This window comes from Streptomyces sp. NPDC039465, from assembly GCF_055639315.1.
Map to the genome: position 1 here is coordinate 27,594 of NZ_JBVKAP010000005.1, position 21,575 is coordinate 49,168.

Here is a 21,575-nt window from a genome sequence, read left to right on the forward strand (position 1 = left end):
TCCAGCGAGCACAGCGTGGCACACGTGTACGGAGCCCGACCCTCGGGGGGAGGGACGGGCTCCGCAAAAGCCTGCCGCACGCCGGACGTTGGGCGTCTTGCGCCCTTATGCCGCTCCTCGGCGCTACTTGTTGGCGGCCGCGATCGCCGCGACCGCCTCCTTCGCCGCCTTCGTCGCACCCTCCATCATCGCCTTCTCACCCGGAGCGCCGTCACCGGCGTACCCGGCGCCGTTGAACGAGAGCACCACCACGGCGTTGGCCGTACGCGCCACGATCGTCGCGTACTTGAACTCCTCATCCGTCTTCTTCGTGTCGTACGCCACCGCGGTCGCCTCGTCCCCGATGCCGTTCGCCGGCGACGTCCGCATCTCCGACGCGCCCGGAGTCGCCTTCAACTTGGCGATCTCCTTCTCGGCGCTCTCCTTGGCACGCTGGTCACCGCTGCCCAGCACCGGGTCGGAGTTGTAACGGAAGAGCGACACATCGAGCCAGCGGTACTGCGACCCGTCGACGCCCTTGTCCTCCAGACCGTTCCAGGAGCAGCCACCGCGGTTGGCCGGATTGCTCGACTTGCCCGGCGTGCCCGCCTTCGTCTTCACCTTCGGCACCAGGTCCTCGATCGTCTTGGCGGCGATCGCCTGACAGGCCGAGGGCAGCTTGGCGTACTTCGCCGGGGCGACACTCGGCTTCGGCTTCTCCGTGACACCGCCACCGGGAGCGGCGGACGACGCGGCGGCCGAAGGGGCCTTCCCCCCGGAGGCCTGACCGTCCTTGCCGTCGGAGTCCGACGAGCAGCCGGCCACGGCGAGCATCACGGGGACGGCCGCGCAGGCGAGTATGCGGGTGAGTCGCGGGGCTGATCGGTGCATGGTTCCTTCAGTCGTCACTCGGGTGCTTGGTCGCTTCGGGTCGTCCGGTGCCGTGCGGCGTCGCGTTCTTCTGCTGTCGTCGCCCGGCGCCGCCGGGCGTCGTCGGTTCTGTCCGGACACGTTACGTGGCCCGCGGCCGCCTCGGCCGCCGACCGCCGGCCGACCGGCCGGGCCTACTCGTTGAAGCGCTCGGCCAGGCTCCGGGCCAGACCCTGCGCTTTGTCCTGCAGTTCCTTGCTGTCCGGGAGCCCCGTGGGGGCCGTCGGCTGCGCCACGTACTCGACGGTCACGATCACGTTCGATGTGCGGAACACCACGCTGACCGTGCGCTGCTGCGCGCCCGATCCCGCCCCGGCCAGTACATCGTTCAGAAACGCTGCGTCACCGAGCCCCTCCAGCACCCGCGGCTCCAGACCGAGCCCGGTCCCGGTCCCCGACGGGGAGGAGGCCGGCGCGGAAGGAGCCGTACTCGCCTTCGCGGGGGCCCCGGAGGGCGTGCCCGAGGGAGCGGCGGGCGTGTTCGCCGCCGAGCTCGCCGGCGCGGGCAGAGCGGCCGCGACCTGCTTACGCGCGTATACGGCCTGCGCACGGTCGTCGTCGCTGACGGCGGCGTCGTAGGAGACCACCCGCTCGAAGTCGAGCTTCAGCTGGTGGGAGGCGTCGGGAGAGTCCGCCTTCCACGTGCAGCCGACCCGGCGGTCGGTGTCGTACGTGACGGCCGCCGCGCCCCGGTAGATCCGCGCCTGCTGGTCCTCGGGCAGCCCGGCGGCGCCGGGAAGCAGGTCGCTGAGGGTGGTCCGCTGGACCGAGCCACAGGGCTCGAACAGTGTGCGGTACTTGCCGGGGGCCGCGGCGGGGGCGACTGGCCCGGCTTTGGCATCGATCGCGGAGCCGTCGGTCCCCGCCCCGGCACTGCAGCCGGTGACGCCGGCGGTGAACGCCGCGGCGAGTGCCGCCAGACCGGGTGCGTACGCCTTTCGCTGCACGGTCCCAGGCTCCCTTCTGCCCAAAAACTCGTTGCCGTCGGATGGCGGCCGGTGGACACAATGTGTATCGCACGCGCAGCCGTCGATGCCGGTCCGTCGTCACCTATGCGGACCTTGGAGCCGGTTTTTGCGTTATCAGGCTTTTCGGGGGAATTGAGGAAGTATGTCGTACGTAGAGATACCGGGCGCGAAGGTGCCCATCCGGATGTGGACCGATCCCGCCGCGGTCGACGACGGGGCCATGCAGCAGCTGCGAAACGCGGCGACGCTGCCGTGGATCAAGGGCCTGGCCGTGATGCCGGACGTGCATTACGGCAAGGGCGCGACGGTCGGCTCGGTGATCGCGATGCACGGCGCGGTGTGCCCGGCGGCGGTCGGGGTGGACATCGGCTGCGGGATGTCGGCGGTGAAGACGTCGCTGACGGTGAACGACCTGCCGGAGGATCTGTCGCGGCTGCGGTCGAAGATCGAGCAGGCGATTCCGGTGGGGCGGGGGATGCACCGGGAGATGGTGGATCCGACGCGGCTGTACCAGTTCCCGAGGGCGGGGTGGGACGACCTGTGGGCGCGGTTCGACGGGATTGCGGAGTCGGTCAAGTTCCGTCATGAACGGGCCGAAAAGCAGATGGGAACGCTAGGAGCCGGCAACCACTATGTCGAGTTTTGTATTGATTTGACCGGTTCTGTTTGGTTGATGCTGCACTCCGGGTCGCGGAACATCGGCAAGGAACTCGCCGAGTACCACATCGGCGAGGCGCAGAAGCTGCCGCACAACCAGGGGCTCGTGGACCGCGATCTGGCGGTCTTCGTGTCGGACACCCCGCAGATGGCGGCCTACCGGAACGACCTCTTCTGGGCACAGGAGTACGCGAAGTACAACCGCGCCGTCATGATGGCTCTCTTCCAGGAGGTCGTCCGCCGGGAGTTCCGCAAGGCCAAGGTCAGCTTCGATCCGATCATCTCCTGCCATCACAACTACGTGGCGGAGGAGCGGTACGAAGGCATGGACCTGCTGGTCACCCGCAAGGGCGCGATCCGGGCCGGCTCCGGCGACTACGGGATCATCCCGGGCTCGATGGGCACCAGTTCGTACATCGTGAAGGGTCTCGGCAACCAGGCTTCCTTCAACTCGGCCTCGCACGGCGCGGGCCGGAAGATGAGCCGGAGTGAAGCGAAGCGGCGCTTCACGGTGCGGGACCTGGAGGAGCAGACGCGGGGTGTGGAGTGCCGTAAGGACGCCGGCGTCGTGGATGAGATCCCGGGTGCGTACAAGCCGATCGAGAAGGTGATGGAGCAGCAGCGGGACCTGGTCGAGGTGGTCGCGCAGCTGAAGCAGGTCATCTGCGTGAAGGGCTGACGCCCACAGGTCTCATGGAGAAAGGGGCCGCCCCGGCCGGGGCGGCCCCTTCCCGCGTACGGATCACAGCTCGCGGTGGACCTTCGTGTTCGAGGCCTGGGCGCGAGGGCGGACCACCAGGAGGTCGATGTTGACGTGGGGCGGGCGGGTGACGGCCCAGGTGATCGTGTCGGCGACGTCGTCCGCGGTGAGGGGCTCCGCCACGCCCGCGTAGACCTTCGCGGCCTTCTCCGCGTCGCCGCGGAAGCGGGTCGTCGCGAACTCCTCGGTCTTGACCATGCCGGGGGCGACCTCGATCACCCGGACCGGGGTGCCGACGATCTCCAGGCGGAGGGTCTCGGCGAGGACGCGGGCGCCGTTCTTGGCGGCGACGTAACCGGCGCCGCCTTCGTAGGTGGCGTGGGCCGCCGTGGAGGAGAGGATCACGACCGTGCCGTCGCCGCTCGCGGTGAGGGCGGGGAGCAGGGCCTGGGTGACGTGCAGGGTGCCGATGACGTTCGTCTCGTACATCTGGCGCCAGTCGTCCGGGTCGCCGGTGGCCACGGGGTCCGCGCCGAGCGCGCCGCCGGCGTTGTTGACCAGTACGGCGATCGTGCGGAAGGCGGAGGCGAAGGCCTGTACGGCCTCGCGGTCGGTGACGTCGAGGGCGTAGGCGGTGGCCTGGTGGCCGGCTTCGTTGATCTCGGCGGCCAGGGCCTCGATGCGGTCCTTGCGGCGGGCGGTGAGGACCACGCGGTAGCCGGCCGCGGCGAGCTGCCGGGCGGTCGCGGCGCCGATGCCGCTGCTCGCTCCGGTGACGACGGCGATCCTGTTCCCGGCGGCAGTCATGGCGTGCTCCTCGCGCGTGTGGTCGATATGCGGTCAGGATAGGCGCGCTCGGCGGACGGCGGGTCGGGAGGTCGCGCCGCGCGGGCTGACAGTTCATCAGGAAATATGCGAAGAAATGGGATGGGGTCGGTATCTTCAGGGCATGAGTGTCCTGCGTAGTGCTTTCCTCGCGGCGGCCGTCGCCGCCGTGACGGTGACGACCACCGCGGCCGGCGCCGCGCCCGCCGACCGGACCGACCGGACCGACCGGACCGACCCGGCCATCGCCCCCGAGGCCGACGTCGCCCACCACGGGCACGCCTCCCTCTGGGACGGGCGGCTCGGCGTCTGGCTCACCAGCCGCAACCACGGCCCGGCCGCCCTCGCCGACCTGACCGTGCGGCTGGAGTTCTCCCAGCCCCTCGCCCCCGACCAGCAGCTGCCGCCCGGCTGCCTGCGGGCCGGCGACCGGGCGCTCCTGTGCGGCACGGGCGCCCTGACCGTGGACGGTGCGCAGCGCGAACTCGCCCTCGACCTACGGTCCACCGGCGCCCCGCACGAGGTGACCGTGCGCATCGACACCGTGTGGAACGGCGGCGCGACCGACCGGGACCCGGCCAACCACCGCCACGAGGTTCTCGTCCCGGCGACCGGCGACCCGTACGTCTTCTGACGCCGCCCCCGCGGCCCGTCCGTCCCGACCGGGCTCGACCGGATTGTCAGACCCCGCTGCGACACTCGACAGGTGATCGTCGAACGCGCATACGCCCATCTGTCGCCGTACGACCCGGAGGACGCCCAGGAGGAGTGGCCCTGGTCGGTGCCCTGCGTGCGCCAGCTCCTCACCGAAGGGCTGCACTTCACCGCCCCCGTCACCTTCCTCGTCGGCGAGAACGGCTCCGGCAAGTCCACCCTCGCCGAAGCCCTGGCCGAAGGCTTCGGGCTGGACTCCTGGGGCGGCTCTCTCGACTGGCGCTACGCCACCCAGCGCGGCAAGTCCGCCCTCGGAGAGCGCATACGCTTCGACGCGGCCCCCCGCGGCCGCCGCATGCTCGGCAACCGCGCCGCACGCAAAGGCTTCTTCCTGCGGGCCGAGACCGCCCTCGACGCCCTCGACCGGGAAGGCTTCGCCCCTGACCAGGTCAGCCACGGCGAAGGCTTCCTCGCCGCGTTCCGGGGGAAGTTCCTCCAGCCCGGCCTCTACGTGATGGACGAGCCCGAAGCCGCCCTCTCCTTCGCCTCCTGCCTCGAACTGCTCGGCCACATCGACCAGTTGGTCAAGAAGGGCGGCCAGATCATCTGCGCCACCCACTCCCCGCTGCTCACCGCCCTGCCCGGCGCGGACATCATCGAGATCGGCCCGTACGGCATGCGCCGCGTGGCTTGGAAGGAGCTCGCCCTCGTCGACCACTGGCGCCGCTACCTCGCCGACCCGCAGGCCTATCTCCGCCACATACTCGCCTGACGCCACCGAACTCCGGGGCCGGCCGGTCAGACCTGCGCGTCGCCGAACTCGCGCAGCGCGTCCTCGACGATCGCCTCCAGCCGGGCGTGGTGCGCCCCCCGCCAGTAGACGCGCCCGCACGCCGCGCACTGCGCGAACACGTCGTACGAACGCTCGGTGCCCTGGTGCAACTGCCCCCGTACGGAGTCCTTGTCGGCGTCCGCCAGCTCTCCGTTGCACGCCGTGCAGCGGGTCCACGGCGCCAGGCGCGGCGCGAACCGCTCCAGGACGTCACGCAGCTGGTCGTCGGGGCGGTCGCTGTACACGTACGCCCCCGCCCACAGCTCACGGCGGCGCAGCAGCCCCCGGTCCCGGGACAGCATCACGCGCCGCTCCTTGGCGGAGAGCGCCGCGAGCGCCGGGTCGCCGATGTCCTCGCTCTCGTACGCCGCGTCCACACCGAGCAGCCGCAACCGCCGTGCCAGCGTGCCCAGATGGACGTCCAGGAGGAAACGCAGCGGGGCGCCCGGCACCTGCTGCGGCCGCTCGACGCCGTACACCTCGACGCTCTCGCCCGCCGCCGGAATGTGCGAGACGGCCACCGCACGGCCGTCGACGAGGAGCCGGCCCGCCTCCGTCAGCGGTACGCCCAGCGACTCGACGACATGGCCGAGCGTGGACGCGCCGTCGGTCCTCAGGGCGGTGCGCCCGCCGCGGCGGTCCGCCGGTACGAACAGGTGCAGGTCGGGAGCGAAACTGATCTGGATCTCCGGTCCGTTCACGCCGTCAGCATGTCATCGACCGCGCCGCGCCAGCCAGGCAATTGGGGCGGCGCACCCCCACGCCGGTGTCCCGCCCGTCAACTCACCTGCGGCAGCAGGGGATACCCCGGTAGCGTGCCGATATGAAGATCATCGACCTTGAGCCCGGCGACCCCCGCCTCCACGACGACCTCCTGCCGGTCCTGCGCGAACTACGCCCCCACCTCACCGACGACCTCTTCCGCGACATCTACGCCAAGGGCCACCCCCAGGGGCTCCGGTTCACCGCCGCGTACGCCGACGACGGCAGCTGCGTCGGCGCGGCCGGCTGGCGGATCGTCGACAACACCAGCCAGATCCGCAAGCTCTACGTCGACGACCTCGTCACCGCCGCCCACGCCCGCTCCACCGGCGTCGGCCACCACCTCCTCGCCCACCTCGAAACCCACGCCCGCGCGGCCGGCTGCCACCACCTCAACCTGGACTCCGGAACCCACCGCACCGACGCGCACCGCTTCTACCACCGCGAACACCTCACCATCGCCGCCTTCAACTTCGACAAGAAGCTCACCTAGACACCGCGGGGCCGGTGGACACCGTGGTACCCAGGTCGAGCCGCCAGTCGTGGCAGCGCAGGGGATTCCCCGGCGGATACTCGAAGACCCGCTCACCGCGCAGCGTGAACCCGGCCTTGCGGCACACGCCGTTCGACGCGGCGTTGTCCACCGACGGGAACGCGTGCAGGTACGGGTGCTTCGCCGCCGCCCGGGCCGCCTCGACCACCGCCCGCGTCGCCGCCGTCGCTATCCCCCGGCCCTGGAACCCCGGCAGCACCGTCCACCCCGTCTCGTACACCGCCTCCCCGTCCCAGGTCTGCTCCCAGAACCCGATGGTGCCCACCACGGCCTCCTCCGGGAGCAGCACCACCCGGTACATCCGCCCCGCCCACGTCCGGTCCGCGCTCAGCTTCACGTACCGCCGGTGGCGCTCGACCAGCCGCTCGTCCGACTCCGGGCCACCGAGATGGTCCATCAACTCCGGTGCGTTGACGGCCTGGAGCAGCGCGAAGTCCTGCTCGGAATCCGACCACGGCTCGATCCGTACCGTTCCCAGGGTGATCTCCATGTCCGCACTCTAGGGCGGGGGTCTGACAGCCGGGCCCGCGTGCGCCTCCACCACCAGGGGGCGCACGCCTGCGCCCTTGTGCGGTCCGCCGAACCGCACCAAGGTGTCCGAAAAAGCAGTGGCCCCGCCGGGAGGGAGCAGCGCGTGACACACGCCGGACCATGGGAATTCACGGACGACAGGGGCACGGCATTATGGCTGCGGCGCAAGCCGGAGCGGGTGGCGGCCTACGTAAGGGCCGGAGCCGCCCTCGAGGACGCGGGCATACGGCCGGTGGCGGTGTACGGCTCCGGCCACGACGGCTCCGCGCCCGACCCGGTCAAGGCCGGGACTCTGACCGAGGCCGGCGTCCCCTATCTGGGGCCCGGGCGGGCCCTTCGGGACGACGAGCTGGACGCCGTACGGCCCGACCTCGTCGTCGACGTCACGTACGACGGCAAAAGCGCCTACGCCCTCGACGAGGCCACCGCCGAACGTCTCGGCGTCCCCCTCCTGACCCTCTCCGTCGGGGCCGAACTGCCCCTCGGGGACATCCTGGACCGCTTCGGCGAACTGGCCGCCGCGCTGGGCGGCCACGATGCCGCGGCCCCCCGCGCGCGAGACCTCGACGCCGGCGAACAGGCCGTACGCGCCGCAGCCGCGGCCAACCCCTCCGTACGTGTCCTCGCGCTCTCCGGCGCGGGCCCCGACCAGGTCCATCTGGCCCGCCCGCACGCCTGGCCCGAACTGGCCCACCTGCTGGCCCTCGGCGTCCCGCTCGCCGAACCAGGACCCGGCGCCGGCGCGAGCTGGCTCACCACCGACTGGGACCGGGCCGCCGACCTCCGCCCCGGCCTCGTCCTCCTCGACAGCCGCGCCAACGCCGTCCAGACCGACGCGCTGACCGCCTACCCCGCCTGGAGCGCCCTGACCGCCCACGCGCGCGTGACGCCCTGGAACCCGGAAACCCCGCCGAGCCCCACCGCGCACGCCCACTTCTTCCACACCGTCGCCGCGGCCCTCCAAACCGCCCCGGCCGACAACTAGCCGCGTACGGCCGGAGCGAGGAGCCTCGCCCGCAACGCGTCCGCGAACTCCTCCGCCCTCGCCAGCTGCGCCCGCAGATCCGCCACCCGCTGGGCGGCGGCCCGCTCGTACCGCTCGACCCGGCCGAGCAGCACCTCCCGCTCGTCCGGGTCGAGCTCCGCACCGCAGTCGAGCCGGTCCATCGCCGCCAGCAGCTCCCGGGTCTCGTCGAGGGCGAAACCCAGCGGCTTCATCCGGCGGATCAGCATCAGCCGGGCCACATCGCTCTCGGTGTAGAGCGGGAAACCACCCTGCGAACGGGCCGACGGAACGGCCAGACCGCTGTCCTCGTAGAGGCGGATGGTGCGCAGCGACATCTCGGTCCGCGCGGCGACCTCGCCGATCTGCATGTGCTCGTCCTGTGCGCGATGCTCGGTGAACACGGCTGACACCCTCCCAGATAGGATTGTCCGGTTTGTCTGCCTGTCATCATGCCCGCCTCTGACGGGGCGTCAGCCCAGCCGCGCCGCCCGCCGCCGCAGATAACGCGCCTCCGGCACACTGAGCGTGCGCGCCGCCGCCACCTCATACGCCTCCCGCGCCGCCTCCCGGTCACCGGCCCGCTCCAGCAGATGCGCCCGCACCGCCGCCAGCCGGTGATGCTCCGCAAGCCGCCCCTCCAGCCGCGCCACCTCGGCGAGCCCCGCCCGCGGCCCGTGCACCATCGCCACCGCCACCGCCCGCCCCAGCTCCGCCATCGGCCCCGGCGCCCGCTCCACCAGCAGGTCGTACAGCGCGAGGATCTGCGGCCAGTCCGTGTCCTCGGCCCGCCCCGCCTCGTCGTGCAGCGCCGCGATCGCCGCCTGCAACTGATACGCCCCCGCCGGCCCTTCCGACAGCGCCTCCTCCACCAGCGCCGTCCCCTCCGCGATCGCCGCCCGGTCCCAGCGCGAACGGTCCTGCTCGTCCAGCGGCACCAGCTCACCGTCCGGCCCTGTCCGCGCGCCGCTGCGCGCCTCGGTCAGCAGCATCAGCGCCAGCAGCCCCGTCACCGCCCCCTCCCGCGGCAGCAGCCGACGTACGGCCCGGGTCAGCCGGATCGCCTCACGGGCCAGATCGTCCCGGTGCAGAGCCCGCCCCGACGTCGCCGTATAGCCCTCGTTGAAGATCAGGTACAGCACTTGGAGCACGGCCGCCAGCCGCTGGTCCCGGTCCTCCGGGCCGGGCTGCCGGAACGGCTCACCGCGCAGCCGCGCCTTCGCCCGGCTGATCCGCTGCGCCATCGTCGCCTCCGGCACCAGATGCGCACGGGCGATCTCCGCCGTGGTCAGCCCGCCGACGGCGCGCAGGGTCAGCGCGACCTGCGCGGCCGGGGTCAGCTCGGGGTGACAGCACAGGAAGAGCAGCGTCAGGGTGTCGTCCTCGGAGGGGCCCCGGTTCTCGCCCGGCGCGGGCGCGGTGAACGCGTCGCGGGGTGTGAGCCGCAGCGCCGTCTCCTCGCGTCGCCGCCGCGCGTCCTCGGCGCGCAGCGCGTCCGCGAGCCGGCGCGAGGCGACCTTGATCAGCCAGCCGCGGGGGTTGTCCGGCACCCCGGCCGACGGCCACTGCCGCGCGGCGGCGAGCAGGGCTTCCTGTACGGCGTCCTCGGCGGCGTCGAAGTGCCCGTACCGGCGCACGAGCGCGCCGAGGACCTGCGGCGCGTGCAGACGCAGCAGGTCCTCGACCTGGTGGAGGCGGTCGTTCGGCATGGGGCGGATCCGGGATGTCGGAGGGTGGATGACAGATGTCGACTGTCAGCGTCGCGTATCTGTCAGCGCCCGTCCGTCATCCGTCATCCGCCATCGGACATCCGTCATCGGTCAGCGCCCGTCCGCCATCGGTCATCGGTCATCGGCCGTCGGTCATCGGTCAGCCGTCATCGGTCAGACCTCGCCGCGACCCGACTCGTCGATCGGCCGGATCACCACCGGGTAGTCCGTGCTTCCCTCCGGCACCGGGCACCGTGCGACCCGCGCCGCGATCTCCGTGACCCGTTCCAGGCTGTCGCAGTCGAGCACCCAGTATCCGGCCAGCACTTCCTTGGTCTCCCCGTACGGCCCGTCCGTGACGACCGGCCGTCCGTCGGCGTCGAGGCTGACGAAGCGGGTCCGCGCCGGTTCGACGAGTCCCTGCCCGTCGACGAGTTCCCCGGTCTCGGCGAGGTCGTTGTTGATCTCGCCCATGAAGGCGAACATCGCCTCCAGGTCCTTCTCGCTCCAGGCGGGGCTGTGCGCGGAGCCCTTTCCGTTCATCGCGTCGTAGTCCGCCTGGGCGCCCTGCACCATCACGAGGTACTTCATGGCTTCGCTCCCTTGGGATGCGCCGTCGCCCCGTGCGGGCGACTCTCACCGGAGACGTCGGAGCCGACGGCGCGTTCTCGACACGCCCCGGGCTTTTTCTCCGCACCACTTTTCCCGACTACCGCCGGGTACGCGCGGCCCGGCACCCCGCGTGGCGCGCTCCTGCCCGGCGCCGCGGGTCAGGGCCAGACCAGGCAGTACGGCTGGTGGCCCGCCTCGTGGAGGCGGACGGAGAAGTCCTGCCACTCGTGGAGGAGCTGGTAGACGTTGAAGGCGTCGCGGGGGCCGCCGCGGTCGGGGACCGTGGACCAGATGAAGGCGGCCGCGCCGACCGATTCCTCGCCGATGTCGCGCAGGGGGTCGACGACCGTCATGGGGAGTTTGACGACGGCGTAGTCGGGGTGGAGGACGACCAGTTCCAGGGGCGGGACGCGGTGCAGGGGCATGCCCTGGATGCCCGTGAGGACCATCGCGGCTATGGTCTCGGGCTTGATCTTGGTGAACATGCCGCCCATGCCGAGCTCGTCGCCGCCCAGTTCCTCGGGGCGCATCGAGATCGGGACGCGGGCCGCGGTGGCGCCGTCGGGGGCTCCGAAGTATTTGTAGGTCACGCCCAACCGGCCACTCCTGCTTCCCGTGGGCTCGTCCGTCCGTCGTCGGTGCTTCCCCCGCCGGGCAGGCTCGGGACCCAGGTCGTCGGTCCCCTCGCCCAGTCCGCCACCGCGATGCATATCTCCACCCGACTGCTTTTTAGGCAACACGGCCCCCGCCGCGCAACCCGATCATCGTGACAGTGACCTCCCCCACGCTCGTGCAGTGAAACACCTGTCCGCAAGAACGTCCTGGCCTCTGACACCATGGATTCATGAGCTTTCCCTATGACGCCTCATTTTCGCAGACGCGGAGGCCGGCCGCCCCGTCGTGAGAGGCGGGCGTACCGGAAGCCCATGCCGTCGCCGTTCTGCGGCCGTCAATCCGTACTCGCAGGTCAGGACCAAAGTGCCGTATTCATACGAAGCCCCAGTCTCACAGACGCTTTTCGACCGCGCGTCCCTCGTGACGCCCGGCGGCGTGAACTCACCGGTGCGTGCCTTCCGGGCCGTGGGCGGTACGCCCCGGTTCATGGTGTCCGGCACCGGTCCGTACCTCACCGATGCCGACGGCCGTGAGTATGTCGACCTCGTCTGCTCGTGGGGGCCGATGATCCTCGGCCATTCCCACCCCGAGGTGATCGCCGCCGTCCAGACCGCCGTGGCGCGCGGCACGTCTTTCGGTACGCCCGGGCAGGGCGAGGTCGAGCTGGCCGAGGAGATCGTCGGACGGATTGAGCCGGTCGAGCAGGTCCGACTGGTGTCGTCCGGTACCGAGGCGACGATGTCCGCGATCCGGCTGGCGCGCGGGTTCACCGGGCGCGCCAAGGTGATCAAGTTCGCCGGCTGCTACCACGGGCATGTGGACGCGCTGCTGGCCGCGGCCGGTTCGGGTCTGGCCACGTTCGCGCTGCCCGACACGCCCGGGGTGACCGGTGCGCAGGCCGGGGACACGGTGGTGCTGCCGTACAACGACCTGGAGGCCGTGCGGGCCGCCTTCGCCGCGCATCCGGGGGAGATCGCCTGTGTGATCACGGAGGCGTCGCCGGGCAACATGGGTGTGGTGCCGCCGCAGGACGGGTTCAACGCCGGTCTGAAGGAGATCTGTGCCGAGAACGGCGCGCTGTTCATCTCGGACGAGGTGATGACGGGTTTCCGTACGTCGCGTGCGGGCTGGTACGGCGTGGACGGGGTGAAGCCGGATCTGATGACCTTCGGCAAGGTCATGGGCGGTGGCTTCCCGGCCGCGGCCTTCGGTGGCCGGGCGGATGTCATGGCGCATCTGGCTCCGGCGGGCCCGGTCTACCAGGCGGGCACGCTGTCGGGGAACCCGGTCGCCACGGCGGCGGGTCTGGCGCAGCTGCGGCTGCTGGACGAGGCCGCGTACGAGAAGGTGAACGCGGTGTCGGCGCAGATCCAGGGGCTGGTGACGGAGGCGCTGAGCAAGGAGGGCGTCGCGCACCGGCTGCAGAGGGCGTCCAACATGTTCTCGGTCTTCTTCACCGAGGACGAGGTCGTGAACTACGACGACGCCAAGCGGCAGGAGTCGTTCCGCTTCACCGCCTTCTTCCACTCGATGCTGTCGAACGGTGTGTATCTGCCGCCGTCGGCGTTCGAGTCGTGGTTCGTGTCGACCGCGCACGACGAGCGGGCCGTCGAGAAGATCGCCGGCGCGCTGCCCGCCGCCGCTCGTGCCGCGGCGGAGGCCACCGCATGAGCGGCAGTGACATCACCGTCGTGCATCTGATGCGCCATGGCGAGGTGCACAACCCGGACGGCGTCCTGTACGGGCGGCGGGCGGGTTACCACCTGTCCGAGCTCGGCCGGCAGATGGCCGACCGGGTGGCCGAGCATCTGGCGGACCGCGACATCACGTATGTGAACGCCTCGCCGCTGGAGCGGGCGCAGGAGACCGCGGCGCCGATCGCGAAGGCGCACGGGTTGACCGTGGACACCGACGAGCGGCTGATCGAGGCCGGGAACGTCTTCGAGGGGAAGACCTTCGGGGTCGGGGACGGCGCGCTGCGCAAGCCGGGCAATTGGAAGCATCTGACCAATCCGTTCCGGCCGTCGTGGGGCGAGCCGTACGTCGAGCAGGTCGTGCGGATGATGGGTGCGCTGGACGCGGCGCGGGACGCGGCCCGTGGGCGCGAGGCGGTCTGTGTCAGTCATCAGCTGCCGATCTGGATCGTGCGCAGTTTCGTGGAGCGGCGGCGGCTGTGGCACGACCCGCGTCGGCGGCAGTGCACGCTGGCGTCGCTGACGACGTTCACGTACGAGGGCAACAAGATCGTGTCGGTGGGGTACAGCGAGCCGGCGCGTGATCTGGTGCCGCCGCATCTGCTGGCGGGTGCGAAGCCCGTGAAGGGGAGGGCGAAGGCCTTCGGCGCCTGAGCGGCGCGGGGCCCGCGGGGCCGTGGGGTCCGAGGGGCCCAACTTCATTCAGGGGCGGTCGTTGACGGGATGTCATACGGCCGCCCCTGAAAGTTTGTTCTTATATCCGGAACCTGTAGGTCCGTTCCCGCATCTCACCTATTGCCGGTTTGAATGACAAATCGCGAATGGGGACGATATGCGCGGGATCAGTCGAAGGGGCCTGCTCGGTGCGGGTGCTGGAGCCGCGGCCGCGATCGGGATCGCGGGCTGCATCTCCACAGATAAGGGCGAAAAGGGAGGATCCGGGCAAACTGGTCAAGGCAAGGGTGACCGGACGAGCCCCTCTCCCTCTTCGGACGGCCGACCCCTCGGGGACGGTTCCACCGCCGACACCGGCAAGCAGCCGCACCAGCCCGAGCGGCCCGTCCCGCTCGAACCGGGCCAGACACCCCCGCAGTTCGTGGTCTTCTCCTGGGACGGCGCCGGCGAGGTCGGCAACGGCCTCTTCCCCCGCTTCCTGAAGCTCGCCAAGGACCACGGCGCCGCGATGACGTTCTTCCTCTCCGGGCTCTACCTCCTGCCCGAGTCGAAGAAGACCCTCTACCGCCCGCCGAACAACGGCATAGGCGCCTCCGACATCGGCTACCTCAAGGACGAGAACATCAAGCGGACGCTCGCCTGCGTCCGCGAGGCCTGGCTCGACGGCCATGAGATAGGCACGCACTTCAACGGCCACTTCTGCGGCGGCCGCGGCTCCGTCGGCAACTGGTCCTCCGCCGACTGGCAGAGCGAGATCGACCAGGCGGTGAAGTTTGTCACCGAGTGGAAGACCAGCACCGGCTGGCGCGACCTCGACCCGCTCCCCTTCGACTACCGCAAGGAACTCGTCGGCGCCCGCACCCCCTGCCTGCTCGGCCAGGACAAGCTGCTGCCCACCGCCAAGAAGCTCGGCTGGCGCTACGACGCCAGCTCGCCCGGCGGCCTCCAGCGCTGGCCCGGCAAACGCCAGGGCATCTGGGACCTGCCGCTGCAGGCCGTCCCCTTCCCCGGCCACTCCTTCGAGGTGCTCTCGATGGACTACAACATGCTCGCCAATCAGTCCAAGAATTCGACCCAGGGCATGCCCTCGCGTTTTCCGGGCTGGCGCAAGCAGGCCACCGAGGCGTATCTCGCCGGATTCACGCGCGCGTACGAGTCCAATCGCGCGCCGCTCTTCATCGGCAACCACTTCGAACAGTGGAACGGCGGCATCTACATGGACGCCGTCGAGGAGGCCCTGAAGGGCATGGCCGGGAAGAAGGATGTGAGGCTGGTCTCGTTCCGGCAGTTCGTCGACTGGCTGGACGTACAGGACCCGAAGATCCTCGCCAAGCTCCGTACGCTCGACGTCGGACAAACACCGGCCGGCGGCTGGAACGGCTTCCTGCGCGCCGTTTAGTCGTGCTTGACAAGGGGCTTTACGGGCACCGAGGGGGGCGGCCAAGATCCGTGGAACGCCCATGCGAAACTTTTCACATGAGCCTTAGCCGCGCCCCCCGACGCACCCTGCTCGCCGTCGGAGCCCTCTCGGCCGCCCTTGCCCTGACGGCCTGCAGCTCGGACAGCAACGGCAAGTCCGGCGGAGGCGGAGACACCAACTTCGTCGCCAGTACGGGCGGTGTCGAGACCGTCGCCAAGGGCGAGCGCAAGGCCCCCAACAAGCTTGCCGGCGAGACCCTCGACGGCAAGCCGCTCGATGTCGCCGACCTCAAGGGCAAGGTCGTCGTCTTGAACCTCTGGGGATCGTGGTGCCCGCCGTGCCGGGCCGAGGCGCCGCATTTCGCCAAGGTGTCCAAGGAGCTCAAGGCCAAGGGCGTGGAGTTCGTCGGGATCAATACCCGCGACCCCAACAAGCAGCCTGCCGTCGCCTTCGAGAAGGACTACGGCATCACGTACCCCAGCCTGTACGACCCGGCCGGAAAGCTGATCGTGAACGGCTTCCCCAAGGGCAGCCTCAATCCGGCCGGTATTCCCTCCACGATCGTCCTCGACAAGGACGGAAAGATCGCGGGACGGGCCCTGATGGCCCTCAATGAAACCAAGCTCCGCCAGCTGATCGACCCGCTGGTCGCGGAGAAGTGATCGCGTGCTGACCCTCGCCGCGGCGGCCGCCGACGAATTCGGCCGCAACGAGACCGTCTACAGCGGAGCGATGATGCTCGCGCTGCCGATCGCCGTCCTCGGCGGTCTGGTCTCGTTCTTCTCGCCCTGCGTGCTGCCGCTCGTGCCCGGCTACCTCAGCTACGTCACCGGCGTCAGCGGCACCGACCTGGCCGAGGCCCGCCGCGGCCGGATGGTCGCCGGGGCGAGCCTGTTCGTGCTCGGCTTCACCGCGGTCTTCGTCTCCGGCGGCGCCCTCTTCGGCAACTTCGGCACGAGCCTCCTGGGCCACCGGGAGATCCTCTCCAAGGTCGCCGGTGTCCTGATGGTCCTCATGGGTCTGCTCTTCATGGGCCTGATGCCCTGGATCACCCAGCGCGAGTTCCGCTTCCACAAGCGGCCGACCGCCGGACTCGCCGGCGCGCCGGTCCTCGGCGTGCTCTTCGGCGTCGGCTGGTCGCCCTGCTTCGGCCCGACCCTCACGTCGGTGAACATGCTCGCCTTCAGCGAGGCCAGCGCCGGCCGCGGGGCGATACTGATGGTCGCCTTCTGCCTGGGCCTCGGTGTGCCCTTCGTCGTCGCGGCCGTCGCCTTCCGTAAGGCGCTCGGCGCCTTCAGCTGGGTGAAGAAGCACTACGCGTGGGTGATGCGGATCGGCGGAGTGATGATGATCGCGACGGGCCTGCTGCTTCTCACAGGTGTGTGGGACACGCTGGTGCAGACCATGCAGAGCTGGGCCGACGGCTTCACGGTGGGGATCTGAGTACCAATGAGCAAGGCCGATTCGATGAGCAAGGCTGCCACGAGCAGGGCTTCCATGAGTGAGAGCGACGCGCGGACGGAGGCCGAGGGGGCGCACGATCTCGGTGAGGCCGGGGCCCAGCTGTCCACCGTGCCCCGCGAGGAGAGCGCGATCGGCGGTCCGACGCTCGGCGTCGTCGGCTGGATCCGCTGGTTCTGGCGGCAGCTGACCTCCATGCGGGTCGCGCTGATCCTGCTGTTCCTGCTCTCCCTCGGCGCGATCCCCGGCTCCCTCGTCCCGCAGAACAGCGTGGACGAGCTGAAGGTGCAGACCTTCAAGGACGCCCACGAGACCCTCACGCCGATCTACGAGAAGCTCCAGCTCTTCGACGTCTACGGCTCGGTGTGGTTCTCCGCGATCTACATCCTGCTGTTCGTCTCCCTCATCGGCTGCATCGTGCCCCGCAGCTGGCAGTTCGTCGGCCAGCTGCGCGGCCGCCCCCCGGGCGCACCCGGCCGCCTGACCCGGCTGCCCGCGTACACCACCTGGCGCAGCGAGACCGAGCCGGAGCAGATCCGCGAGGCGGCCCTCGCGCTGCTGAAGAAGCGGGGCTTCCGCGCCCATGCCGACGGTGACGCGGTCGCCGCCGAGAAGGGCTATCTGCGGGAGGCGGGCAACCTCCTCTTCCACATCGCCCTGATCGTGATGCTGGTCGCCTTCGCCACCGGACAGCTCTTCAAGTCCGAGGGCGGCAAGCTGATCGTCGAGGGCGACGCCTTCTCCAACACGCTCACGCAGTACGACGACTTCAAGTCCGGGTCGCTGTTCAGCACGGACGAGCTCGTGCCGTTCAGTTTCGACCTGGACAAGTTCACCGGCACGTACGAGCGGTCCGGGCCGCAGCGCGGCACCCCGCGTACGTTCGAGGCCGCCGTCACCTACGGCAAGCCGGGCGAGGCGCAGAAGAAGGCCGTCATCCGGGTCAACGAGCCGCTGAACGTCGACGGTTCGAAGGTGTATCTGATCGCCCACGGCTACGCGCCGGTCGTCACCGTCAAGGACGGCAAGGGCAAGGTCGTCTTCAAGGGCGCCGTGCCGCTGCTGCCGATCGACAACAACATCACCTCCACCGGCGCGATCAAGGTGATGGACGGCTACCGCGACCCGAAGACCGGCAAGAAGACCCAGCTCGGCTTCAAGGCGTTCTTCGTGCCGACCTTCGCCGGGGCCGGCCAGGGCAACATGTTCTCGCAGTTCCCGGCCCTGGACTTCCCCGTGATGGCGGTCACCGGCTACACCGGCGACCTGCGGGTCGACGGCGGTCTGCCGCAGAACGTGTACCAGCTGGACACCAGCAAGATGAAGCAGTTCACGGTCGGTGAGAACGGGCAGGTCGCCCAGCGGCTGATCCCCGGCGAGACCATGACGCTGCCGGACGGGGCGGGCTCGATCACCTTCGAGAAGGAGATCAAGGAGTGGGCCAGCTTCCAGATCTCCCAGCAGCCCGGCAACGGCCTCGCGCTCGCCGGGGCGATCGCCGCGATCGCGGGCCTGGCCGGCTCGCTCTTCATCCAGCGGCGCCGGATCTGGGTCCGGGCCGTGCGCGGCGCCGACGGCGTGACCGTCGTCGAGATGGCCGGTCTCGGCCGCAGCGAGTCCGCCCGGCTGCCCGAGGAGCTGGGCGAGCTGGCCCTCACGCTCCACGCCGAGGCGCCCACCGCCCCGGACGTCCCAGAAGAATCCGAATCCGAAGCCGACGAATCCGAAGCCGACGAAGCAGCCGTTCCTGCCGAAGGGCATGAGAAGTGATCATCGCCGCCGCGACCAACGAGAGCCTGGCGCAGATGAGCAACACGCTCATCTACTCCTCGATGGCCGTCTACACCCTCGCCTTCCTCGCCCATATCGCCGAGTGGGTCTTCGGCAGCCGCAGCAAGGTGGGCCGTACCGCCGCCGCCCTGACCGCCCCCGCGGCCACCGCCGCCGCCCCGGTCACCGTCCAGGTGAAGGGGCAGGCCGGCTCCACCGCCGTCCTCGAGAAGCCGAAGGTGGTCACCCGCGCCGCCGCTGGCCGGCGCGAGGTCCCCGACGGCCCCGGCGCGGCCGGCGGCACCGTCAAGGGCGACCTGTACGGGCGGATCGCCGTCTCGCTCACCGCGCTCGCGTTCCTGCTGGAGGCCGCCGGAGTCGTCGCCCGGGCGCTGTCCGTGCAGCGCGCCCCCTGGGGCAACATGTACGAGTTCTCCACCACCTTCTCCACGGTGGCGGTCGGCGTGTACCTCGGCTTCCTGGTCGCGAAGAAGAACGTCCGCTGGATCGGTCTGCCGCTGGTGACGACCGTCCTGCTGGACCTGGGCGTCGCCACGACCGTGCTCTACACCGAGAGCGACCAGCTCGTTCCCGCGCTCGACTCCTACTGGATGTGGATCCACGTCTCGACCGCGATCTTCTGCGGCTCGGTGCTCTACCTGGGGGCCGTCGGCACCCTGCTCTACCTCTTCCGCGACTCCTACGAGAACAAGATCGCGAACGGCGGGAAGCCCGGCGCCTTCGCCCGCTCGGTCCTCGAGCGGCTGCCGTCCGCGGCGACGCTGGACAAGTTCGCGTACCGGGTCAACGCGGCGACGTTCCCGCTGTGGACGTTCACGATCATCGCGGGCTCGATCTGGGCCGGTGACGCGTGGGGCCGCTACTGGGGCTGGGACGCCAAGGAGGTCTGGGCCTTCATCACCTGGGTCGCCTACGCCGCGTACCTGCACGCCCGCGCGACGGCCGGCTGGAAGGGCCGCAAGGCCGCGTACATCGCGCTGATCGCCTTCGGCTGCTTCCTCTTCAACTACTACGGCGTCAACATCTTCGTGAACAGCATGCACTCCTACGCGGGCGTCTGAGCCCCGGCTCGCGTCCCGGGGCGGTTCGCGTGACGCTGGAGGTATGGCCGCCGAAGCGATACCCCGCGGTGCGAGTGAGACCCGAGGTGACACGCATGTGCTGCGGTACGTGCTGAGCCTGCCGCACGAGATGGTGCGGGTGTGGGCCGCCGTGGCCACTCCGGAAGGGCTTCCGCAGTGGCTCGCGGCGGCCGATCCGCTGGAGCCACGGCTCGGCGGAGCGGTGACGCTGCGCTGGCTGAACAGCGAGACGGTGACTTCCGGCCGGGTCACGGCGTGGGACCCCGAGTATGTCGCCGAGTACACCGTCGAGGAGCCGCACGGCCGGATCCGCTTCCATCTGGAACCGGCCCGGGACGGCGGTACGGTCCTGCGCTTCACCAACGAGTTCCAGGGCTCCGACCAGCTGCGCCTGGACTGCCTGGCGGGCTGGCACCACCACTTCGAGCTGCTGGAGTCCGCGCTGGAGGGCCGGCCCACGGACTGGCTGACGTGGACGCCGGAGCGGTGGCGCGAGCTGCGCGAGACGTACGAACGCGAGGAGGCGCGCTGGCCGCGCTGGGAGCCGTGACTCCGCGCGAGTGTGGTCAGCTCTTTCCCGGTGGGAGGCAGTTGTCCTTCGGGGGGTGGCCCTCCGGCCAGGCCATCTGGACGAAGCGCTGGCTGCCGTCGAGGGCGAGCTCCACGATCGGCACCGCTTTGTTGTGCGGGTTGCCGTAGTTGTCCAGGCAGATCCAGCCGCTCGCGCCCTCCACCCGCAGGGAGCCCTTGACCTGGGGCCACTGGGCGCCGACGTCGCGTAGCTCCGGCAGGGTGCTGCCGGTCGGGGTGGCCTGGCGGATGGCGTGGACGGCCGTCGCCATGGCGTCGTACGCGACGATCGACTGGCCGTCGGCCAGCGCGAGGGGGCCGATCGGGCCGGCGGGGGCGCGGGCGGCGCGGGCGAGCGTGGTGACGAAGGTGTCGTACGCGGCGGTGGAGCCGCCCGTGGTGGGGACGGGTCTGCCGGGCACGGGCTTCCAGGCGTCGGGGTGGGCGAGCGAGGCGTAGCGGACGGTCACCTTGGCGCGCAGGGCCGCCCGGTCGAGTTTCTTGTCGCCGCCGAGGTAGGAGCCCTCGTCGCCGGTGAGGACGGTGAAGGCGCGGCTCTTGCAGCCGCGGGCGCCCAGCGCGTTGATGAACTGGCGCAGCTGGGTGTGGCGGCCGGCGAAGAAGACGGTCTCGGCGGTGGTGTCGCAGATGAGGTGGGTGATCTGGCGGAAGGTGTTGGCGGTGGTGCCTTCCTCGGTCATGTCGGCGGGTGAGGTGAACAGCTGCGGTTCGTAGGGTGCCTTGCCCTTGAGGGAGGCGGCGAACGCGGACTTGAGGGTGTCGGTGTAGTGGTCGCCGGTGCGGGTGTCCTGGACGAGGATCGCCTTGGCGGCGTCGACCTTGCCGAATGCGGCGAGGGCGCGGGCCTCGTCGCCGTTGGTGGGGGAGACCCGGGCGAGGCCGGGGAAGTGGTTGCGGCCGGGGCCGTTGGCGATGTCGTCGGCGGTGATGGTGGTGCCGACGACGGCGAGCCCGGCTTTGGTGAGTTCGGTGACCGCGTCGCGTATCTCGGTGGAGCTGGTGGCGACGCCGGAGACGGCGCGCAGCTGGTCCGGGGCGCCGGTCATTCCCTTCAGCTGGTCGACGGTGGTGCGCCAGTGGGCGTTGTTCTTGCCGGTGTTGGCGAGGACGAGGCGGATGCGGGGCTTCTGGTCGTTGGATTCGTGGTTGGCGCGGTACTGCTGGGCGAAGGCGCCCTGGAGCTCGTGGAGGACCTTGCCGCTCATGCCGGCGTCGGTGGAGGTGATCGGTAGCAGGATGGCGACGGTGACGTGGTCGCCGCTGCCGAGGGTGGCGTTCTCGCGGGCGATGGCGGTGGCGACGTCCCGTAGGGCGGGGACGCCGAAGTCGTGTCCGGTGCCGTTGACGCCGACGCATTCGGTGCTGCCCTCGGGGCGGGCCACGCCGGGGGCGCAGGAACGGTCCTCCGGGTTGTTGGCGGTGTCGATGACGTAGAGGGTGGCGCCGACGGCGAGGGCGAGGGTGATCAGGGAGGTGACGACCTTCTGCCGGACGGTGTAGAAGACGCGGTAGCGCAGCCGGTTGGGCATGG

At 70.5% G+C, this 21,575-nt stretch carries 23 protein-coding genes; 13 read left to right on the plus strand and 10 right to left on the minus strand.

The window, feature by feature from the left end:
- Window positions 1–123: 123 nt before the first annotated feature.
- Together ACZ7LT_RS17960 and ACZ7LT_RS17965 are read right to left on the minus strand one after the other, a co-directional pair.
- Complete coding sequence (locus ACZ7LT_RS17960) at window positions 124–870, minus strand: DUF3558 domain-containing protein (protein WP_471237022.1); 747 nt, start codon at window positions 868–870, stop codon at window positions 124–126.
- Window positions 871–1,043: 173 nt separating this feature from the next.
- Entirely contained in the window at window positions 1,044–1,856 is an 813-nt protein-coding gene (locus ACZ7LT_RS17965; protein WP_471237024.1) for a DUF3558 domain-containing protein, read from the minus strand.
- Window positions 1,857–2,019: 163 nt separating this feature from the next.
- On the opposite strand from ACZ7LT_RS17965, the gene ACZ7LT_RS17970 reads away from it, so the two are divergent.
- Window positions 2,020–3,213 (plus strand): RtcB family protein, encoded by a 1,194-nt coding sequence (locus ACZ7LT_RS17970; RefSeq protein WP_471237025.1) that lies wholly within the window; start codon window positions 2,020–2,022, stop codon window positions 3,211–3,213.
- 63 nt (window positions 3,214–3,276) lie between these two features.
- Here the strand turns inward: ACZ7LT_RS17970 and ACZ7LT_RS17975 are convergent, their stop codons facing one another.
- A complete protein-coding gene (locus ACZ7LT_RS17975) occupies window positions 3,277–4,041 on the minus strand; it encodes an SDR family NAD(P)-dependent oxidoreductase (protein WP_471237026.1) in 765 nt (254 codons plus the stop codon).
- A 142-nt stretch (window positions 4,042–4,183) separates the two neighbouring features.
- On the opposite strand from ACZ7LT_RS17975, the gene ACZ7LT_RS17980 reads away from it, so the two are divergent.
- Together ACZ7LT_RS17980 and ACZ7LT_RS17985 are read left to right on the plus strand one after the other, a co-directional pair.
- Complete coding sequence (locus ACZ7LT_RS17980) at window positions 4,184–4,693, plus strand: hypothetical protein (protein WP_471237027.1); 510 nt, start codon at window positions 4,184–4,186, stop codon at window positions 4,691–4,693.
- Window positions 4,694–4,765: 72 nt separating this feature from the next.
- Window positions 4,766–5,485: an AAA family ATPase gene (locus ACZ7LT_RS17985; RefSeq protein ID WP_471237028.1), complete on the plus strand. Its 720-nt coding sequence runs from the start codon at window positions 4,766–4,768 to the stop codon at window positions 5,483–5,485.
- 26 nt (window positions 5,486–5,511) lie between these two features.
- On the opposite strand, the gene ACZ7LT_RS17990 is transcribed toward ACZ7LT_RS17985, so the two are convergent.
- A complete protein-coding gene (locus ACZ7LT_RS17990) occupies window positions 5,512–6,246 on the minus strand; it encodes a Mut7-C RNAse domain-containing protein (RefSeq protein ID WP_471237029.1) in 735 nt (244 codons plus the stop codon).
- A gap of 122 nt (window positions 6,247–6,368) precedes the next feature.
- Here ACZ7LT_RS17990 and ACZ7LT_RS17995 point away from each other — a divergent pair, with 122 nt between their 5' ends.
- Entirely contained in the window at window positions 6,369–6,800 is a 432-nt protein-coding gene (locus tag ACZ7LT_RS17995) for a GNAT family N-acetyltransferase (RefSeq protein WP_471237030.1), read from the plus strand.
- Here ACZ7LT_RS17995 and ACZ7LT_RS18000 read toward each other — a convergent pair.
- Entirely contained in the window at window positions 6,793–7,350 is a 558-nt protein-coding gene (locus ACZ7LT_RS18000) for a GNAT family N-acetyltransferase (RefSeq protein ID WP_471237031.1), read from the minus strand. The two genes, ACZ7LT_RS17995 and ACZ7LT_RS18000, sit on opposite strands and share 8 nt — an antisense overlap.
- Before the next feature lie 219 nt (window positions 7,351–7,569).
- On the opposite strand from ACZ7LT_RS18000, the gene ACZ7LT_RS18005 reads away from it, so the two are divergent.
- Window positions 7,570–8,376, plus strand: coding sequence for a substrate-binding domain-containing protein (locus tag ACZ7LT_RS18005; RefSeq protein ID WP_471237451.1), 807 nt, complete (start codon window positions 7,570–7,572; stop codon window positions 8,374–8,376).
- Here ACZ7LT_RS18005 and ACZ7LT_RS18010 read toward each other — a convergent pair.
- From ACZ7LT_RS18010 to ACZ7LT_RS18025, 4 genes are all read right to left on the minus strand, one after another.
- Entirely contained in the window at window positions 8,373–8,765 is a 393-nt protein-coding gene (locus ACZ7LT_RS18010) for a MerR family transcriptional regulator (RefSeq protein ID WP_471237452.1), read from the minus strand. The two genes, ACZ7LT_RS18005 and ACZ7LT_RS18010, sit on opposite strands and share 4 nt — an antisense overlap.
- A 102-nt stretch (window positions 8,766–8,867) precedes the next feature.
- Window positions 8,868–10,103 carry an RNA polymerase sigma factor gene (locus tag ACZ7LT_RS18015; protein ID WP_471237032.1) on the minus strand — a complete coding sequence of 412 codons (1,236 nt, stop codon included), beginning with the start codon at window positions 10,101–10,103 and terminating at the stop codon, window positions 8,868–8,870.
- Between the two features lie 174 nt (window positions 10,104–10,277).
- Window positions 10,278–10,694, minus strand: coding sequence for a YciI family protein (locus ACZ7LT_RS18020; RefSeq protein WP_471237033.1), 417 nt, complete (start codon window positions 10,692–10,694; stop codon window positions 10,278–10,280).
- A 179-nt stretch (window positions 10,695–10,873) separates the two neighbouring features.
- A complete protein-coding gene (locus ACZ7LT_RS18025; protein ID WP_078513375.1) occupies window positions 10,874–11,425 on the minus strand; it encodes a hypothetical protein in 552 nt (183 codons plus the stop codon).
- Between the two features lie 268 nt (window positions 11,426–11,693).
- Between ACZ7LT_RS18025 and hemL the strand changes: the two genes are divergently transcribed.
- From hemL to ACZ7LT_RS18065, 8 genes are all read left to right on the plus strand, one after another.
- Window positions 11,694–13,001 carry a glutamate-1-semialdehyde 2,1-aminomutase gene (hemL, locus tag ACZ7LT_RS18030; RefSeq protein ID WP_471237034.1) on the plus strand — a complete coding sequence of 436 codons (1,308 nt, stop codon included), beginning with the start codon at window positions 11,694–11,696 and terminating at the stop codon, window positions 12,999–13,001.
- The gene (locus ACZ7LT_RS18035) at window positions 12,998–13,678 is read left to right on the plus strand and encodes a histidine phosphatase family protein (RefSeq protein ID WP_471237035.1); all 681 of its coding nucleotides are present in this window, start codon (window positions 12,998–13,000) and stop codon (window positions 13,676–13,678) included. Before hemL ends, ACZ7LT_RS18035 begins: the two co-directional genes overlap by 4 nt.
- Before the next feature lie 178 nt (window positions 13,679–13,856).
- Window positions 13,857–15,098 carry a polysaccharide deacetylase family protein gene (locus ACZ7LT_RS18040; RefSeq protein WP_471237036.1) on the plus strand — a complete coding sequence of 414 codons (1,242 nt, stop codon included), beginning with the start codon at window positions 13,857–13,859 and terminating at the stop codon, window positions 15,096–15,098.
- A gap of 77 nt (window positions 15,099–15,175) precedes the next feature.
- Window positions 15,176–15,781: a TlpA family protein disulfide reductase gene (locus ACZ7LT_RS18045; protein WP_471237037.1), complete on the plus strand. Its 606-nt coding sequence runs from the start codon at window positions 15,176–15,178 to the stop codon at window positions 15,779–15,781.
- Between the two features lie 7 nt (window positions 15,782–15,788).
- Window positions 15,789–16,562, plus strand: coding sequence for a cytochrome c biogenesis CcdA family protein (locus ACZ7LT_RS18050; protein ID WP_471237453.1), 774 nt, complete (start codon window positions 15,789–15,791; stop codon window positions 16,560–16,562).
- Window positions 16,563–16,616: 54 nt separating this feature from the next.
- Window positions 16,617–18,350 (plus strand): cytochrome c biogenesis protein ResB, encoded by a 1,734-nt coding sequence (resB, locus tag ACZ7LT_RS18055; RefSeq protein ID WP_471237038.1) that lies wholly within the window; start codon window positions 16,617–16,619, stop codon window positions 18,348–18,350.
- On the plus strand, window positions 18,347–19,432 hold the full coding sequence (gene ccsB / locus ACZ7LT_RS18060) for a c-type cytochrome biogenesis protein CcsB (RefSeq protein ID WP_471237039.1): 1,086 nt from the start codon (window positions 18,347–18,349) through the stop codon (window positions 19,430–19,432). Before resB ends, ccsB begins: the two co-directional genes overlap by 4 nt.
- Before the next feature lie 43 nt (window positions 19,433–19,475).
- Window positions 19,476–20,003 (plus strand): SRPBCC domain-containing protein, encoded by a 528-nt coding sequence (locus tag ACZ7LT_RS18065; protein WP_471237040.1) that lies wholly within the window; start codon window positions 19,476–19,478, stop codon window positions 20,001–20,003.
- 16 nt (window positions 20,004–20,019) lie between these two features.
- Here ACZ7LT_RS18065 and ACZ7LT_RS18070 read toward each other — a convergent pair whose 3' ends face one another.
- A complete protein-coding gene (locus tag ACZ7LT_RS18070; protein ID WP_471237041.1) occupies window positions 20,020–21,573 on the minus strand; it encodes an ABC transporter substrate-binding protein in 1,554 nt (517 codons plus the stop codon).
- Window positions 21,574–21,575 lie beyond the last annotated feature (2 nt).